The sequence below is a fragment of the Humiphilus diazotrophicus genome (assembly GCF_059726315.1).
The window spans coordinates 2045996-2063799 of the sequence record NZ_AP040870.1; the positions used below are offsets into that span (position 1 = coordinate 2045996).

14 protein-coding genes are annotated in these 17804 nt (G+C 52.4%); 11 read left to right on the forward strand and 3 right to left on the reverse strand.

Translation table 11 applies throughout. The features are described from left to right. Positions 1–9: 9 nt before the first annotated feature. Positions 10–1080 carry an ACR3 family arsenite efflux transporter gene (arsB, locus tag AC6I7T_RS09555; protein WP_497793142.1) on the forward strand — a complete coding sequence of 357 codons (1071 nt, stop codon included), beginning with the start codon at positions 10–12 and terminating at the stop codon, positions 1078–1080. 121 nt (positions 1081–1201) lie between these two features. On the opposite strand, the gene AC6I7T_RS09560 is transcribed toward arsB, so the two are convergent. The 3 genes from AC6I7T_RS09560 to AC6I7T_RS09570 all read right to left on the reverse strand — a co-directional run bounded on the left by AC6I7T_RS09560 (position 1202) and on the right by AC6I7T_RS09570 (position 8162). Continuing rightward, positions 1202–2254 (reverse strand): hypothetical protein, encoded by a 1053-nt coding sequence (locus AC6I7T_RS09560; protein ID WP_497793144.1) that lies wholly within the window; start codon positions 2252–2254, stop codon positions 1202–1204. A 149-nt stretch (positions 2255–2403) separates the two neighbouring features. After that, positions 2404–5760, reverse strand: coding sequence for an outer membrane beta-barrel protein (locus tag AC6I7T_RS09565; protein ID WP_497793145.1), 3357 nt, complete (start codon positions 5758–5760; stop codon positions 2404–2406). A gap of 404 nt (positions 5761–6164) precedes the next feature. Beyond that, a complete protein-coding gene (locus AC6I7T_RS09570; RefSeq protein ID WP_497793146.1) occupies positions 6165–8162 on the reverse strand; it encodes a tetratricopeptide repeat protein in 1998 nt (665 codons plus the stop codon). Between the two features lie 394 nt (positions 8163–8556). Here AC6I7T_RS09570 and rimO point away from each other — a divergent pair, with 394 nt between their 5' ends. The 10 genes from rimO (at position 8557) to AC6I7T_RS09620 (ending at position 17793) form a co-directional block, all read left to right on the forward strand. After that, entirely contained in the window at positions 8557–10050 is a 1494-nt protein-coding gene (rimO, locus tag AC6I7T_RS09575) for a 30S ribosomal protein S12 methylthiotransferase RimO (RefSeq protein WP_497794582.1), read from the forward strand. Positions 10051–10069: 19 nt separating this feature from the next. Then, positions 10070–10288, forward strand: coding sequence for a DNA gyrase inhibitor YacG (locus AC6I7T_RS09580; RefSeq protein WP_497793147.1), 219 nt, complete (start codon positions 10070–10072; stop codon positions 10286–10288). Further along, the gene (locus tag AC6I7T_RS09585; protein WP_497793148.1) at positions 10281–10760 is read left to right on the forward strand and encodes a phosphatidylglycerophosphatase A family protein; all 480 of its coding nucleotides are present in this window, start codon (positions 10281–10283) and stop codon (positions 10758–10760) included. Before AC6I7T_RS09580 ends, AC6I7T_RS09585 begins: the two co-directional genes overlap by 8 nt. A gap of 3 nt (positions 10761–10763) precedes the next feature. Further along, positions 10764–11804: an SMP-30/gluconolactonase/LRE family protein gene (locus AC6I7T_RS09590; protein WP_497793149.1), complete on the forward strand. Its 1041-nt coding sequence runs from the start codon at positions 10764–10766 to the stop codon at positions 11802–11804. A 134-nt stretch (positions 11805–11938) separates the two neighbouring features. Next, positions 11939–13198: a competence/damage-inducible protein A gene (locus tag AC6I7T_RS09595; RefSeq protein ID WP_497793150.1), complete on the forward strand. Its 1260-nt coding sequence runs from the start codon at positions 11939–11941 to the stop codon at positions 13196–13198. 161 nt (positions 13199–13359) lie between these two features. After that, positions 13360–13980: a glycerol-3-phosphate 1-O-acyltransferase PlsY gene (plsY, locus tag AC6I7T_RS09600; protein WP_497793152.1), complete on the forward strand. Its 621-nt coding sequence runs from the start codon at positions 13360–13362 to the stop codon at positions 13978–13980. After that, on the forward strand, positions 13977–14984 hold the full coding sequence (locus tag AC6I7T_RS09605) for an NAD(P)H-dependent glycerol-3-phosphate dehydrogenase (protein WP_497793153.1): 1008 nt from the start codon (positions 13977–13979) through the stop codon (positions 14982–14984). Before plsY ends, AC6I7T_RS09605 begins: the two co-directional genes overlap by 4 nt. 34 nt (positions 14985–15018) lie before the next feature. Continuing rightward, on the forward strand, positions 15019–15996 hold the full coding sequence (gene ftsY, locus AC6I7T_RS09610) for a signal recognition particle-docking protein FtsY (RefSeq protein WP_497793154.1): 978 nt from the start codon (positions 15019–15021) through the stop codon (positions 15994–15996). A 9-nt stretch (positions 15997–16005) separates the two neighbouring features. After that, the gene (gene ribD / locus AC6I7T_RS09615) at positions 16006–17136 is read left to right on the forward strand and encodes a bifunctional diaminohydroxyphosphoribosylaminopyrimidine deaminase/5-amino-6-(5-phosphoribosylamino)uracil reductase RibD (RefSeq protein ID WP_497793155.1); all 1131 of its coding nucleotides are present in this window, start codon (positions 16006–16008) and stop codon (positions 17134–17136) included. A gap of 6 nt (positions 17137–17142) precedes the next feature. Next, entirely contained in the window at positions 17143–17793 is a 651-nt protein-coding gene (locus AC6I7T_RS09620; RefSeq protein WP_497793156.1) for a riboflavin synthase, read from the forward strand. Positions 17794–17804: the final 11 nt, after the last annotated feature.

Below are 17804 nucleotides of genomic sequence, written 5' to 3' on the forward strand. Positions count from 1 at the left end.
GATACCGAGATGGACCAGCAAGCATGCTGCCCTGCAACTATCGGCCCGTCGAAACTGTCGTTTGTTGATCGCTTTCTAACATTGTGGATTTTTCTGGCCATGGCTGCAGGAGTGGCTATCGGACACTTCTACCCGGGAATACCCGCCTTCATCCAACATTTCCAAGCAGGAACAACCAATATCCCTATTGCAATCGGCCTGATTCTGATGATGTATCCGCCTTTGGCAAAGGTTCAGTACGAAAGACTGGGAGATGTCTTCAGGAATCGAAAGGTTCTCGGACTTTCACTATTGCAGAATTGGGTCATCGGCCCAATTCTGATGTTCGTTCTTGCCGTGATCTTTCTGCGTGGGTATCCCGCATATATGACTGGCCTGATCCTGATCGGCTTAGCTCGCTGCATCGCCATGGTGATCGTATGGAATGAGTTGGCGAGAGGAGACACAGACTATGCTGCAGGGCTGGTTGCTTTCAACAGCATCTTTCAGGTTCTTTTCTATAGCGTCTATTCCTGGTTCTTTCTGACAATCCTGCCTCCACTCATCGGGTTAAAAGGCACGATAGTCGATATACACATGAGCCAGATCGCCGAGAGCGTCTTCATTTATTTGGGCATTCCATTTCTGGCTGGTATTCTTACCCGTTTTGTTTTGCTGAAGGTCAAAAGCCGGGATTGGTATCAGAAGCGATTCATTCCTACTATTAGTCCGCTGACTCTGATTGCACTTCTCTTCACAATCGTAGTGATGTTCAGCTTGAAGGGCGACCTCATCGTGCAGTTGCCGATGGACGTCTTGCGCATCGCTGTTCCTCTGCTGATCTACTTTGTGGTGATGTTCTTTGTCAGTTTCTGGACTGGAAGAAAATCCGGAGCGGATTATTCAAAATCCGCTACGCTCTCTTTTACTGCGGCGAGCAACAATTTCGAATTGGCAATTGCAGTTGCCGTCGCCGTCTTTGGCCTCAATTCAGGAGCAGCCTTCGCTGCCGTTATCGGACCGCTGATTGAAGTTCCTGCGATGATAGCCTTGGTCAGTGTCTCGCTTCGGCTGCAAAAAAGGTGGTTTGCGGCCCACTAAAGTATTTCCGGCAAAGAGGCCGGGCAGACCATAAGAACTTACGCAGTTTTCTTTCCATCACTGCAAACCTTCCTTTGGTTTGCAGTGATGGAGGAAGAGCTATACTTCCCGATATCTCGTTCTATTTCCCACCGAGATCTACGTAAGTTGGCGCATCCCGATTGACCGACAACTTACCGTCTCCATATTGAAGCTCGCCAACCTGGAGAACAGATCTCTCTGCTGAGTGCGGCAGCTTGGGATCCAAATCGCTACCTCTCTGGTGCGTAAAATAATAGATAAAGGCACGATCACCATTGACAACAACATCGCAGTGATGACCTTCTGTCCGGTCAGTTGGTACATGCCCCGGGTTTTGCAACAAGTTGTTTTCTTGAGCTGCCCAATGCTGAAGATCTGTAGAACGATATACAGTTAAGCCTTTCCAGGAATCGGTAATCATCCAATACGATCCCTTCCAGGAAAAGACCTTTGGACCTTCGCTGTGGCGATCCGTTATCGCTGCACCCTTGGCATCCCAATGAACAAGATCTCGACTATCGGCATAGTGAATGTAGCTGTGATCGCGTTCATCCTTATACCAGAGCCGCCATGTTCCATCGGGAAGCGGATAAAGGGATGCATCGATGATGCGGTCAGAACCAACCTCAAGCTTTGAGATATATGACCACGACTCCAGATCCTTACTGGCGAGATGAATAATTTCTCTTTCAGCGTTCCAGTCTTTGAATGTGCCGGGAACAATTACCAGGAACATATGATATTGCCCTTGCCAGTAGACAATATCCGGAGCCCAATGCGTATAGTCGGGCTTGCCGTACGGGATGCTCGCTTCTCCATGGTAAGTCCAGGTGGCACCGTTATCCTTGGAAACAGCAGTCCCTATACGGGTTCCATGGACCCAGCTGACATCTTTGGAATCAGCTCCAACCTGATCCGCACGACGATTTGTATAGAACATCCACCACTCGTGACGGGCACGATTCCAAATCAAGGTAGGATCCGCAGCGCCATCATGGATCGGATCGCGGAAAACGGGCTTGGGCGCAAGCTTCCCTTTTAGATGTCCGTCTTCGGCTCTCGCGATGACAAAGGGGAAAAGCAGTAAACCGATAAGGAGCGCAGCAAACTTCGCTGTACTCCTAGTGAATAGTGTCCGGCAAAAGTATTGCACAGGTCTCTCTCTTTCTCGGCAATCTAGGACATTTCGGCTTCTGTGTTGGCCAGGAGTATGGCCATTCCGTCAAAGAACCGGGATACTGTAACCAACGAATGGCCACAATTGCACGGTTCTTTGACAGACGGAACGGAAGCCTCAACGTTCTAGAAGCTATATCGCAGGGCAAACTGCATAATACGTCCCGCTCCAGAACTCGTAATCTTACCGAAGTTGCCAGAGGAGAGATTCGAAGTTGGATTGCTGAAGTTCGTGTGGTTTAAGGCATTGAAGGCCTCCCAACGGAACTCAACTTTCTGTCCCTCGGTGATAGGAAAGTTCTTCATCAACGTTGCATCCAAATTAACGAACTTCGGTCCGAAGTAGGTATTACGCCCCAGGTTGCCGTTTTGACCTGCACCTGGAACCGTAAAAGCTGCCTTGCTGATGAACTTGGTGATACTGCCTGTTCCTGCTGGGAAGGGGTTACCGATAAGATTCGGGCGATCGTTATTGATTCCATCCAGATTGGTATCTACACCAGAGGTCACGGTAAAGGGCGAACCGGAGTTGGCCGTGAGAATGCCATTGAGTTGCCATCCACTAATGACATGCTTACCGAGCATCCCGAAGTGTTTTGTCTTTGGTAGCTCATAGAGCCCGGAAAGGCTGAAGATGTGTCTCGGCTGCCCACTGGAGTTCCCTTTATCCAATCCAGGATTACGGGAATCGACAAGGCTGATTGAATTGTTATATTGGTCGCCCGAAACGATATCCAGCGTTTTGGCCCAAGTATAGTTCGCAACAAAACTCAAGCCATAGCTCAAGCGATTTGTAATTGTCGCCTGCAATGCATCGTAAGAAGCACCCGCCCCGGTATTGAAAGCAGCTACTTGCGAGTACACGACACGGCTGGAAGGCGCGACTGTTGTAGAGTTTGCGCCGTTGTAGGGCCGCCGCTGGTTAACATTGGAGGTTGTGGAGTTTGCTGTTCCACCGGTTGAGCCTGCGACATAGATTGGCGCATTTTCATCGTAGTTAATCTGCTGCTTACGCGAACGTGATCCTACATAGGACAACTGCACGCTCAGAGACCTATTAAGCTGCTGCTGAGCTGTCACATTCATCTGCTGCACATAGGGCGTAGCTGCATTATCTGAGAAGTGAATAACAGTAATCGGTTTGATGAAGGTCGGGTTGCTGGGATTCAGAACGTACGGGAATGGATCGACTCCGCCATTGGCAGTATTCCAAGGATCGACCAGGCTAGGAGTATTGTAGGTCGTTATCGAAACGCCATAGGGTTGACTGGAACGGATTCCGTCTCCGTACTGTGCAAGATAGAAGATGCCGTAGGCAGCACGTAGAGAGGTCTTGCCGTTTCCGAAAACATCGTAAGCAACACCTACGCGGGGAGCAAGGTTATTCCAATCGGTCTTACGTCCTGCCCGTTCTACACCTTTATCGCCGTAGAAGAGCATTCCGGTTGGAGCGGCAGGAAAGACCGTAGACTGCACTCCAGCCTTAAAGCTAGGGATGTAGTTTTTAGTCCAGGCCAGAGGAGTAGTGATCTCATAACGGAGACCAAGATTCAAAGTGACACGAGGGCTTAGCTTCCAATCGTCCTGAATAAAGCTATGTACCGAGGTAGTGCGCAAGTCGGGATAGTTTCCATTGTCAACGGAAAAAGAGGAGGAACGACCCATCATAAAATCGGCCAGCGCATTTCCCGTAAAAGTTCCGGAATAGGTAGAATCTGTACTGCCCGCGCTTGAACCGTTTTCATGATATATGCCGTTCATATACCAGACACCGAAGCGAACATTGTGATTCCCGAAGAGAGTCGTAACTGTATCGCTTACATTAACGGCCTGATCGAAACCGGTAGCATTGTAACTGCCCATATTAAAGCGGCCATTGATAAAAAAGCGCGGTGCAATATGAGGAGTGGAACCGAAATTGACCTTGCTTCCATAATCACGAATCGTAGTGTTGTACACCGTGTCCCACGGAGTAATGCGGCGCATGAAGTTTACACGCGCTTCATTGAGGTAGCGGTCTGAAAGCTGCCAGACATGATTGAACACCAGATTCTTCTGGCGAACGCCGTCGCGGCGATCCCCATAACCGGGGAAACTGCTCGGCCAGGCAAGAGGATTATATTGGTCCGTCTTTAGCTGGAAATAGCTCAGGCTTATCTTCTGCTTGGACGTAAGGTTGTGATCTGCCTTAATCGTGTATTGCCACTGATTTACCGGAGCATTGGCTGTTGCGCTATAGCTAAGCCCGTCCGCTGAATTGTTCTTGGGTATGGCTTTGTTGATGATTGCCATAGCAACCGTATCAAGGCGCTCATTTGGAATGATGCCTCCAGAGAATGCGTTTCCTGTTGTGGGGTCCTTCGGTACCGAGGCGGCAGCAGAAAAGTTTCCAGCCCTCTCCGCAGCAGAGGGCAGCAAGATGCCACTCACAAAGCTGGAAGTGCGCAGGCGCAGCATCTCATAGGAGCCAAAGAGAAAGGTTCGATTGCGGAGAATCGGACCGCCGAGAGTACCGCCAAACTGATTCTGCTTAAGAGGATTGACCTTCTTCTGGAAATACGAAGCAGAGTCAAAGTAATTGTTACGCAGGAACTCATAGGCGGAACCATGCAACTGGTTCGTACCTGACTTCGTGATGGTATTGATTACGGCTCCGGGTAGGCGTCCGAACTCGGCGCTGGCATTCGAATTAATCATTCGGAATTCCTGGATAGCATCCGGATTGGGACCGCTATTGCCCTGGTTCCGCCAAATATCGTTGTTAAAGCCTCCATCCAGCAGAAAGTTACTGGTACCCGGACGCTGGCCATTCACGCTGACATTATTGTTGTCGCGACTCTGCACTGTCAGGATGCTGGTACGCGAAACGCCCGGCAGTGTCGCGAAGAGACCATAGGTATTACGGCCGTTGAGAGGCAGCTCCTCGACACGACGATTCTCCACGAGTTGTCCCAATTCCGTGGTGTAGGTATTGACCAACGGGGCATCGCCACTTACCTCGATAGTCTCTGTCTGCTGGCCCACCTCCAACCTGAAGTCGACGCGAACCGCAGCATTTACCGTCAACTCAATTCCTTCCCGGACGGTATGCTTAAACCCCTTTGCGTCTACAGCCACCCGATAGAGGCCCACGGGGAGGTTAGGCAAAACAAACTCACCCGAAGCGCTGCTTTTCGTGGCCCTCGATTCGTTGGTTTGGGTATTGGTGGCAACGACATCGACGCCCGGCAGTACCGCATCGGCGGAATCATGTACGGCCCCCTGAATGGTTGCGGTAGTCGACTGGCCGAATGCACTGACGCTAAAAAGCACTGCAAACAGCAACGCCAACAGGAAACGTTTACCACCAGTTCCCGGAAATGCAGAGTACACGGTATTCCCTACGAAAGAACTGGGGATTGGTGAAACAGCCAAGCGTTGATCTCTAGCTTCACAGTTAACGCCGATTGGATAACGTTTGCTTAACAAAGTTTTTGAAGCCATAGCTACTGATCCTTTGTCCACTGTCTACTTTCCAGATGCTGAGGGTCCACCCGAATAGAGAACCCGGTTTTCTCGGTTCGTTGAGAGACACATATGCAGCTCCTCAACAAACCTGCCGATTCCAGCACCAGAGTGGAAGCATTGGAAATGCTTGTAACTGTTTGTTCCGAACAGAACTAACTAACTTATGCTTATTCAGCTACATACAAAATCCGTTTGCTGGCCCGCATTCGCGGTGCCGACACCGTTAAGCCCGATACGCTTTGTCAGCTCGCTAAAACCCCACTGGAAAGCCTGCACTGAGAACAAATTTTCACCGGGGGAAATACCCAGAAAGAAGCTATATCCACGTCAGCTCGATGGAAGTGGAGAAAGGGAGACACCAATAAGAAAATGGGGATTCGCTAAAGGGGAAAGCCGATGCGCCTGACTAGATCTTTATATCGTGCATCGGAGCGCAGCGGTTCAAGGCAAGGATCTATTTTGAGATTTGTAAGCCCCTCATCGTGAGTTCGATAAGCTTCTTCCAGCCAGCGGAAGGCCTGGTCCTTTTCTCCAAGACCGGTATAGACGAGTGCAATCTCGTAACGGCCTAAACCATTCTTACGTACGTGACCTTCCAACTTCTCGATTGTCTGTCGGGCGTCGGACGCCTGTCCGGCTCGGGCATAAGAATTCCCAAGATGTCCCAGTGCATGAGGCGAGTCACCGTGCTTCAGGAACTCGGCAACAGACTTCGCATACATTTCCTTTCCAGCATAGGCGTCGCCAAGAAGGAAAGTGTCCTCATGAATACCCAACTCGCGAAGCGCGGGGTTCTGCGCAACGGACAAAGCGCGATCATATTGCCGGGCGTCGTAATAGGCATATCCCACGCTGCTGAAGGAACGAGGCGACAATGGATCGAGAATCATCCCACGCTCGGCCTCTTCAATCGCCTCTTTCGGCTTTCCGACACGCCGGAGGTAAACCGAGTATCTTCTACGGACGACGGCTAAGCTTGGATTCAAATCGAGCGCACGCAGAAACTCTCTCTCGGCAGTCTTCCAGTCCCAGTCCAGATTCATCGCAGCATTGGCAAGCTCGGCATGCCCCTCGGGAAGCGAATCGTCCAACTCGATAGCTCTCTTCGCTTCCACCTTCTGACGGAAGAAAGCTTCGGTATAAGGAATCTGACCAGACTCTCCCAGCCACCCATAGCCTCCGGCCAAAGCGGCATGGGCCTGAGCAGAATTTGGATCGGTAGCAATTGCCTGTTCAAAACACTCAATCGCTTTCTTGGTTTCGCCTGCATTCAGATGGGTCATACCTTGTAAATAAAGATCCTCGGCATCTGTTTTGACAGAACGGGTACGGGCAAGTCGCGATTGAATCTCCGGAGTAATGTTTGTGCTCAACTCATTCGCAATGGCCTGAGCAAGTTCTCCCTGCAAAGCAAGAATGTTCGTCATATCGCGAATATAGGTTTGAGACCACAGTGGATGATCGGTTTTGGAATCTACTAGCCGAACAGTAATCCGTACCTGATTGCCTACACGAAGAACAGCGCCCTCAACGACTCCTCTCACACCTAATTCGCGGGCAATCTGAGGCAACTCTTTCTTTGAGCCTTTGTAGCTCATGACCGAAGTACGGGAGATGACGTGTAGAGATGAGACTTGGCCAAGATCGGCAATCAACTCCTCCGTCATGCCATCGGCAAAATAATCTTGCCTGGGATCTCCGGAGAGATTTTCAAAGGGCAGAATGGCAATCGAGCGAATTTCCGTCGAGGAGCCATGTGTGGAGCTATACCACTTCTTGATCCCCCAATAGCCGATAAATGCGGTAATGATCCCAATCCCGATAGCCAGACCAAAGAGAATTCGCAGCAGATAAGGATGCCGCTCTCGAAAGAGTGAAGGCCGAAAATCTTGTGGCTTGATTTCTTCCTTTGGAGAAGCTGAAGAAGGCAAAGAAGATTCTGGCCCGAGCTTCGGTACAGAGAGAATCTCTTCCAGTTGTGGCTTTTGTGTAGAAACAGCCTGAAGCTCGAAACAGAATTTTGGAATATAGGAACCGCTCGGAAGCTCAACACGAAGCGACTGTTGCCCCTCGGTCTCCAAATAAAACTGACTGAGCTTCTTTCTAACCTCGGTCGCTTTTACTCGAACGACAGAATCGTTGGCTGTATCGTAATCGATTGGCCGATTGAACATCTCTACGCCGATCATTCGTTCGCGCAAAGACTCAAATTCTTCGGCCAGCGCATGTTCGACGATTAGTTGAAGGAAATCCTGAGCACGCTTGCTGCCAGCGAAGGCTTTGCTGGCCAGCACCTCTTTGAGGTGACTCCGTACCGCATCCTTTTGTTTAGAACTGAGCTTCTCCGCCTTGCTCTCTGCAGCGGCTCTTGGCTTCAATTTCCTACGGCCCCTTCCGCCGAGGAAGTCTATCACATTCCAAACACGCACCCTACTTTTCCCGCCAGCGCAGAAAAGCACTCCGATATATTGGTGCACTGCAAAATTTCTCGGAATAAATGCCAGGAGAAATGAGAGCTATCGCCGGATCGACCGATTTGTCGATGGCGTCAGACTGCTTCCCCGCCGCCAGAAAGCTATAAACCTATCTCTCACTGTTTCAGCAAGATAACGCGGAAAGATCTGTACATCGAGAGATTTGGGAGGAACTGACCGTTTCGTCCGGGGCCCGGAAGTGGGAATATCGGCATCTACTACGCCTCATGAAGACCGACAACGATAGAATGGGAAGGTGACGCAACATTCTTCGATTGAGGCCGCACCTACGGCCGTTATGACACCTAAATCAAACGACTCCGGAACAAATACCACGCAAAGCCCCAAGATCGGCTTTGTTAGCCTTGGCTGTCCCAAAAACCTGGTCGACAGTGAAGTCATGATGGGGATGCTGAACCAGGCCGGTGCGCAAATAACCTCTAAGGTCGACGAGGCGGAAATCCTGGTAGTCAACACCTGTTCTTTCATCGACTCAGCCAAACAGGAGTCAGTGGATGCCATTCTGGAGATGGCGCAACACAAGACCTCAGGGCAGGCAAAAAAACTGATTGTTGCCGGATGCATGGTCGAGCGTTACAGGGACGAGATTCGCAAGAACATTCCCGAAGTCGATGCCGTCGTCGGTACCGGTGAATTGGAAAAGATTCTCTCCGCTGCAGGCCTGGAGCAGAAACCCGCGTCGGCCTCGCTTTTCCCCATCCTCTCCGAACAGCAAAGTTCACGCGCCGAAGGAGATCTCCGCGAAAAACAAGGCCGTTTTGACCGGACAGAATGGGACGGCGCTATTGCCGAGTTGCCCAATTATCTTTACGACGAGAACACACCCCGATTGCTGGCGACACCCAAGTCTTCGGCTTACATCAAGATCGCTGAAGGATGCGATCATCCTTGCAGTTTCTGTGTAATTCCCAACCTGCGCGGAAAATTCCGCTCACGACGGCTTGAATCCGTTGTAGCCGAAGCCAAGAGGCTGGTCGAAACTGGGGTTAAAGAAATCACGCTCATCGGTCAGGACACCACCTGTTATGGCGAAGATTTGGGAATTAAGGATGGACTAGCAGAGCTACTGGACAGGCTTGCTCAAATCGAAGGCCTGGTCTGGCTACGATTCCTCTACGCCTATCCAAACCGCATCACCACCCGGTTACTGGAAGTAATCGCGAAGCATCCCAACATCTGCAAATATCTGGATGTTCCGCTCCAGCATGCTTCTCCAGCGGTATTGAAATCGATGAAACGTGGCGGTGGTGCTGACATCTTCCTGAAAACTCTAGAGAAAGTCCGGGCCGCAGTTCCGGGAATTAGCGTAAGGACCTCGTTCATCGTCGGTTTCCCGGGAGAAACGGAAGAGGACTTTGCCATCCTCGAGGAATTTGTTCGCGAAGCTCGCTTCGATTGGCTGGGCGTCTTCAGCTACTCCGATGAGGAAGGCTCGAAGGCCTTCTCTCTCGAAGAGAAGCTGCCTAAACGCACAATTGAGTCCCGCCGTCGCAAACTGATGAAGTTACAGCAGAAACTCAGTAAGAAGGCAAAACAGGATTGGATCGGCCGGGCGGTGGATGTGCTTGTCGAAGGAGAGAGCGAAGAAACACCTCTTCTCTGGGAAGGACGCACTCAGTTCCATGCTCCGGAAATCGATGGAAAGGTTTATCTCAACGACTTCGGTCCCTATGAGCAATTGGAGCCAGGCCGTTTTTACCGCTGCGAAATCAGCGAAGCCCATGATTACGATGTAGTAGCAAGAATCATTGGCGAAAGCCCCACCGTCTAAAGGAGGAGGGTGGAAGTACATGAGTACCAAAACAAAAATTTTGCGTTGCCCTACCTGTCGCACGATCGTGACGGAAAAGGACGTGGATTATCCCTTCTGCAGCGACCGTTGTCGCAAAATCGACCTGGGCAAGTGGGCCAGTGGGGTATACAAGATCAGTTCCCCAGTTCTCGATCCCGACGTGCTTGAGGACCTGGAGTCCGGGCAAAGGAGCAGCCGCGAACACGACAATGACTGAACGCAAGACCTTTTGGGCGTGGACGACAGCAACTTTCTTTGGAGCAGGATTAGGAAAACCCGGACCGGGAACATGGGGATCGGTAGCAGCAGTATTAATCTGGTTTGCCGTTGGTCAGATTCCCGGTGTATCCACCCCAACGCTGGCGTGGATTACAGCAGGTGGAGCACTTCTAGCTACCATTTTCGGAGTACCGGCAGCGACCGTGGTAGAACGGGAGAGCGGACGCGAGGACCCGGGTCAGGTGGTCATCGACGAAGTTGCAGGACAATGGATTACCCTGATCGGAAGCACAGCCAACTGGCGGCATGCCTTGCTGGGGCTGATATTGTTTCGACTCTTTGACATTGTGAAGCCCTGGCCGGTGCGGCACCTGGAAAGACTCCCCCGAGGTTGGGGTATAGTTTTCGACGATGTAGCAGCGGGATTATATGCTTGGCTCCTGGCCACAGCAGCCCATAAGTGGATCTAAACGATGATGAAGCTCCGCGCGAATTTGAATGACAATACGCCCCGCATTGAAGCGCTGATTCCCGATGCAACACTGCCGGGAGGAGAAGTCGAGCTCCGCGGCGAGAATCTTGGTCCAGTGGAGTACCGTCCACCGCAAGCATTTGTGGGCGCTTTTGCTGCTCCCATTTTGCTGAGCCGCTCGCGACGGATGATCGTCCGCATTCCCGAGGCTGCTACAAGTGCTGCCCTGGAAGTCCGGCAAAATGGATCGGCCAGTAACCTGGTTGACCTGCGGGTAGCACAGCTACTGGCTACGGAGGTCCATCCGGTCACCAATCCCGCAGTTGACGCGGAAGGCAATATCTACACGACCCTGTCGGGCTCCCGAGGACAAAAGACTCCTGTTTCCCTCTACCGCATCAGTCCTGAAGGAGAAAAAGAGCCGTTCCTTACGGACATAATGAACCCTACGGGAATTGCGATCGATCCTGCCGGGTACATCTATGTTTCCTCACGTCACGAGGGTACGGTCTATCGGGTCACGAAAGAAGGAGCCGTCAGCGTCTATGCCGAGGGCATGGGCATCGCTACCGGAGTGGCCTTCGACTCTGAAGGAAATCTCTACGTCGGAGACCGTAGCGGCACGATTTTCAAGATCTCCAAGGATCGTCAGATCTTTGTCTTCGCGACATTGGAAGCCAGTATGGCAGCTTACCATCTGGCATTTGGACAAGATGGCGTGCTCTATGTCTCTGCACCAACCACCTCCAGCAATGAATGCATCTGGGCTATCGACAGGAGCGGGGCAACCAGCGTCTTTTACCGTGGCCTCGGGCGTCCGCAGGGACTAGCAATCGATATCGCGGGGAATGTGTATGTCGCGGCTTCCTTCCGGGGTAAACGCGGGCTGGTTCGCATCACTTCCAAAGGGGAGGCCGAGTTGGTTCTTTCCGGCCAAGGAATCGTCGGATTGGCTTTCTCCGGCGACGGTGGCGCCGTACTGACCACAAACAACGCAGTTTATTATGTCGACTTGGGAGTAGAAGGATTGCGCCTTTATTGAAGCTCTCCTTTTACAATAGGAGCAGAGACTAAAGTCGAGCCCTGATACAACGCCGGATGCAAACGGTTCCCTGCCCCTGAAATTCTGACGGGCAAAGGAACAAAACTAAGCGGCATTGGGTCAAGACCGGAGAATTGCACTACCTGACGATGAACTGCGAAATCCTTGCCATCGGGTCGGAATTACTGACGCCCTATCGTCAGGATACGAACTCGCTCTACTTGACCGAACAGCTTTACCAGCTGGGAGTTCAGGTCGTATTCAAAACCATTGTTGGCGACAAATTACAACACCTGACCGATGCTGCCCAGGTTGCTTTAGGGCGTTCGGACATAGTCATCGTCACCGGCGGGCTTGGCCCCACAGAAGACGATCTGACCCGCGAAGCTATGGCGGCAGCGCTTGGTATTGGGATCAAGCGCGATGCCGATCTTGTCGGCGCACTCTACGCCCGCTTTGCCGCACGTCGCATCACCATGACAGACAACAATGCCCGCCAGGCCGATGTTCTGGAGGGCGCAGTCGTCCTGCCGAATCCCAACGGAACGGCTCCAGGACAGTATGTCGATACGGTCTACGACGGACACCGGAAACTCATCATTTTGCTGCCGGGACCTCCGAATGAGTGCAAACCTCTCTTCGATACCGAGTGCATCCCCCGGTTGCGGGCTGCCTTGCCGCCCCGCTTTATTGCCCGGCGCACGCTGAAAGCAGCAATGATTCCCGAATCGCAGGCCGATGCTCGCATCGCGCCGATTTACAAGCTATTTACCGATGTGGAAACAACGATTCTGGCCGGAGCAGGAGATATTCAGCTCAACTTGCTTTGTGCCAAGCCGTCCATCGAAGAAGCTCAGGAACGAGTCGATGCGCTTGCCGAAAAGATCGAAGAAGAGCTGGACGACTTTGTTTATTCCTCTCAAGGCGAAAAGCTTGAGCAGATTGTTCTCTTCTACCTGGAAATGCGCGGAGCTACCCTGGCTGTTGCTGAAAGCTGTACGGGAGGACTCCTCTCCGAAAGATTAACCAGTATTAGCGGAAGCTCCCGGTCATTTCTCGGCGGAGCCGTGGTCTATTCCAACGGGCTCAAGACCGATTTTGCCGATGTCCCAGAGGAGATGATCGAAGAATACGGAGCCGTAAGCCGGGAAGTGGCGGAAGCTCTGGCAAAAGGCATTCGTCGCAGGACAGGAGCGACCTTTGGAATCGGCATTACCGGGATTGCCGGTCCGGGTGGAGCAACGGAAACGAAACCGGTAGGATTGGTCTACATCAGCATCACAGACGGAGCCCAAACCGAAGTTGTTGAAAAACGGTTCATGGGAGACCGAGACCGTGTTCGGCTATTTGCTTCGCAGCAAGCGTTGGACATGATCCGGCGTCGTTTGATGTAAGAAGCAGCTAAGAAGCGCACAGCCTGAAACCGGACTGCAAAGTTCCTGTCAGCTGATAAAGCGGTCAGCCACGTTGAAATTGTTCAGACCCCAAAGGGGGAGGCGACAGCGGTTCTTGCTGACCGAACTTTAGCTGCACAGCTGTTACACTCGGGTACGAAATGCCGATTGGAAAAATCATCGAAATCGCACTGATCGCTTATCTTATGGGAGCTATTCCCTTTGGATATCTGCTCGTTCGGTTCTTCAAGAAAGAAGATATCCGAACCAAGGGCAGCGGCAATATTGGTGCCACCAATGTCTTGCGTTCCGGCTCGAAAGGACTGGGAGCTCTCACCTTTCTTTTGGATGCCCTGAAAGGTTACGCTGCGGTTTATCTCATCAGCAGAGTGACGGGGGGAATGCCGGACGCCATTGCGGTGGCCGGTCTCTTTGCGATTCTCGGACACGTTTACCCGATCTGGCTGCACTTCAAAGGCGGAAAGGGCGTGGCTACGGCTTTCGGCGTCTTCCTGGCGCTGGCTCCGCATGCAGCTCTTGTCGCTCTATTCATCTTTGTCGTTCTATTTGCTCTTTCCCGATATGTATCGCTGTCCTCCATTGTGGCGGCAGCGGGTTTCCCTTTCCTGGTGCTATGGCTCGATCATGAGAAAAACACGCCTTTTTTCCTGGCCGTTGTTTTCTTCTCGGCCTTCCTTATTGTGGTAAAGCATCACCAAAATATCCGCCGGCTTCTGAATGGAACCGAGTATCGCTTCGGGAGAAGAAAGGCAGAAGCATGAGCAAGATCACGATTTTGGGCTCTGGCGCTTGGGGTACTGCTATTGCGCTGAGCCTGTATCGCCGTGGTGGACACGACCTCACTCTTTGGGCCCATTCGGATGAAGCTGCTGCAGACCTCATCCGCGATAAGGAGAACAAACAGTTTCTTCCCGGGTTTCCCCTTCCTTCCGAGCTGAAGGTCACCGGAGATGGAGAAACAGCGCTGAAGGATGCGGAGATCATCGTCAGCGTCGTCCCATCGGAATACCTGAGGCCCACTTACGCCAGACTGGCGAAATTCATGCGTCCGTCGCAGATCCTGGTAAGCGCAACCAAGGGCATTGAGGATCAGACTTTTCTGCGCATGAGTCAGGTTGTCAGTTCCTGTGTTGCCAATGCAGGACTACAGCTTCCTTGTGGAGCGCTGAGCGGACCGTCCTTTGCTCAGGAAGTCGCAGCAGGAACCCCGACAGCGATCACAGTTGCTTTTGAAAATCCGGCGCTGGCAGCAGAGCTGCAAAAGGCCTTTTCCAGCCCAACCTTACGGCTCTATACCAATGACGATCTCATTGGAGTCGAATTAGGTGGAGCACTCAAGAACGTCATTGCAATTGCTTCCGGCGTGGTCGCCGGATTGGATTTGGGATACAACAGCGCCGCAGCCCTGATCACACGTGGAATTGCAGAAATTACGCGTTTAGCCGTGGCCTGTGGCGGACGGCGTGAGACTTTGGCGGGACTCTCCGGAGTTGGAGATCTGGTACTCACCTGTACGGGACATCTCTCCAGAAATCGCACCGTTGGTTTTGAGCTGGGCCGAGGACGGAAGCTCAATGAGATTCTTGCCGGACTCGGAGGCAAAGTTGCCGAAGGAGTCCATACCACACGCGCAGCTTTAGGCTTGGCACGCTTACACGGCATCGAAATGCCTATCACCGAGCAGATGGCGCAAATTCTGGACGAGGGCAAATCGCCACAAGTTGCAATGCATGAGCTGATGACCCGTCCGGGACGCGACGAATAATCAAAACGCTATAGACTCAGACTGAGCGGGGATCATGATTCAGACGCTGTTTGGCAGTTTCAAACCTAAAGAAGACGAGCCCGAGAAGGAGAAAAAAGGCTTCTTCGACCGGATGAAACAGGCTGTCTCGCGAACCCGCGAGAGCCTGAGTGAGCGCATCGAAAGCGTCATTGCTCTCACACGCGAAGTCGATGAAGCTACTCTCGACGAGCTTGAGATGAGCTTACTGGCCAGCGATCTCGGCGTTACAACAACAACCGAAATCCTGGACAATCTTCGCGACAGAGCAAAGCGTCAGGGGATCAGCAGTGGAGCAGAACTTCGCGAACTGCTGAAGGAACAGCTCAAATCTATTCTGGATGAGCAAAATCGCCCGCCGCTACAGCTCGCAGAAGGGCCTGAGGTCATCTTCCTGGTCGGTGTTAACGGAACGGGGAAAACAACCACTTCCGGCAAATTAACCGCCTACTTCCGTGCTCAGGGGAGAAGTGTTCTTCTCTGTGCGGCCGATACCTTCCGTGCTGCCGCCATCGAGCAGCTGGAGGTCTGGAGCCAGCGCTCCGGTGCTGAGATGATCAAGACCAAGCAAGGCGGCGATCCCTCTGCGGTGCTCTTCGATGCCATGCAGGCGGCGCAAAATCGCAAGATTGACGTTCTGCTGGTCGATACGGCGGGCCGTCTCCATACAAAGTCCGGACTAATGGCCGAACTGGACAAGATGCGCCGCACAGCGCAACGCTTCATTTCCAGCGCTCCGCATGAAGTGCTTCTGGTGATGGACGCTACGACCGGGCAAAACGGGCTGCAACAGGCAAGACTCTTCAATGAAGCTGCAGGAGTCACCGGAATCGTACTGACAAAGCTCGACGGCACGGCAAAGGGCGGTATTGCTGTAGCTATTGCGCGAGAGATGAAGCTCCCGGTACGCTTCGTCGGTATCGGCGAGAAAATTGAAGACTTGCTTCCCTTTGATAGCGAGGCCTTCGTCGAGTCGCTGCTTGGAGCATCGTGAAGCCGTAAAATGCCGGTGAACAACACGAGTTCCGAAGACTATCGCTGGATGGAGCGGGCCCTGACACTGGCCGAACAGTCGGTAGGAGTGTCCTCTCCCAATCCCGCCGTAGGATGCGTATTGATCAAGAATGGCACTCTCATAGGAGAAGGCTTCCATCAATACGAGCTTAAGGACCATGCAGAAATCGCTGCTCTGAAAGCCGCTACAGATTCTCCCCGTGGAGCTACAGCCTACGTCACCTTAGAACCCTGCAGTCACACCGGACGGACAGGACCTTGCTCGACGGCATTAGTTGAGGCAGGCGTACAAAGGGTGGTTGTAGCTACAGGAGATCCGAATCCTCAGGTTCGAGGACAAGGATTCGAGAGACTTCGCAATGCTGGAATCGAAGTCCTGACCGGAATCAAACAAGACGAAGCACGTCGCCTCAATGAGGGCTTTGCCCGATGGATTCAAACGGGACGCCCCTTTGTGACCCTCAAAGCTGCAATCACACTGGACGGCCGGATTGCTCCCGCATCGACGCAAAGAAGCGCTCGCGAACCTTGGTGGATTACCGGAGCTGAGTCTAGAGCCGAAGTGCAAAAGATGCGGCACACCAACGATGCGATTCTGACCGGCGTAGACACCGTCCTGGCAGACGATCCGCTGCTAACGGATCGTAGCGGACTTCCACGCCGTCGGCCGCTGAAACGCATCGTCCTCGATTCGCAGTTGCGGACACCGCCAGCCTCGAAACTGCTCCAGAACAGTGCTAATCCAGCAACCATTTTCACCACTTGCAAAGACAGAGCGCGCATTCAGATGCTGGAGCCCTTCGGCGCCGAAGTTATAACGATGCCATCTGCAGAGGGCCGTGTTTCCCTCGATGAGGTCTTTGCTTATCTGGGTAAGAATCAGATTCTCAGCGTGTTAGTCGAAGCGGGAACGCGACTGAATACTGCACTGTTGGCTGGTGGATTCGTCGATCGCATGCGTCTGTTCGTGGCACCAATACTCTTAGGTGGCGATGCAGTACCTGTCTTCGAAGCTCTGCCGGAAGCAATGCGTTTCCCCGCCATTGAGACAATTCCTTACGGCAACGACTTGGCATGGAACGCTCTGCTGCGAGATCCTTGGGGAGAGACAATAAACTAGAAAAGTATGTTCACTGGAATCATCGAGCAAACAGGCACTATCGTCAGCGTAGAAGAACATGCGGGAGTTCGCCGCATTACCGTCGAAGCTCAGGGAATTGCGGAGCGCCTCAAAGAAGGCGACAGCTGCGCCGTCAGCGGCGTGTGTCTGACGGCCCTAGATGTAAACCCCAAATACTTCTATGCCGATCTGGCAGCAGAAACAGTCTCCAGAACATCGTTGGCGGCACTCAAACCCGGTTCGAAAGTAAATCTGGAACTGCCCACAGCAGCGGGCAGCCCATTGGGTGGTCACGTGGTTCAAGGACACGTAGACGGCACAGGAAAGCTTGTAGCTCTCGATCCTGTTAAACCCGGTGCAGAAGAAACAGACTGGTGGCTTAAAGTAACCATTCCACCAAACGTCCGCCAATACATGGTCGAAAAGGGTTCAATCGCTATAGAAGGCATTAGCCTGACTATCGCAGGATTCGATCGCGAGCAGAATATTGTCTCTGTCGCCATTCTTCCGCTTACCTATTGGCGCACCAATCTCCACTCGCTGGAAATCGGACAACCTGTAAATATCGAAGCCGACGTTCTGTTGAAGTTCGCAGCACAACAACAGCAGGACTCCTTCCAGCTCACAGAGACTTTTTTGATAGCCAATGGCTACTAAAGGATTTTGCG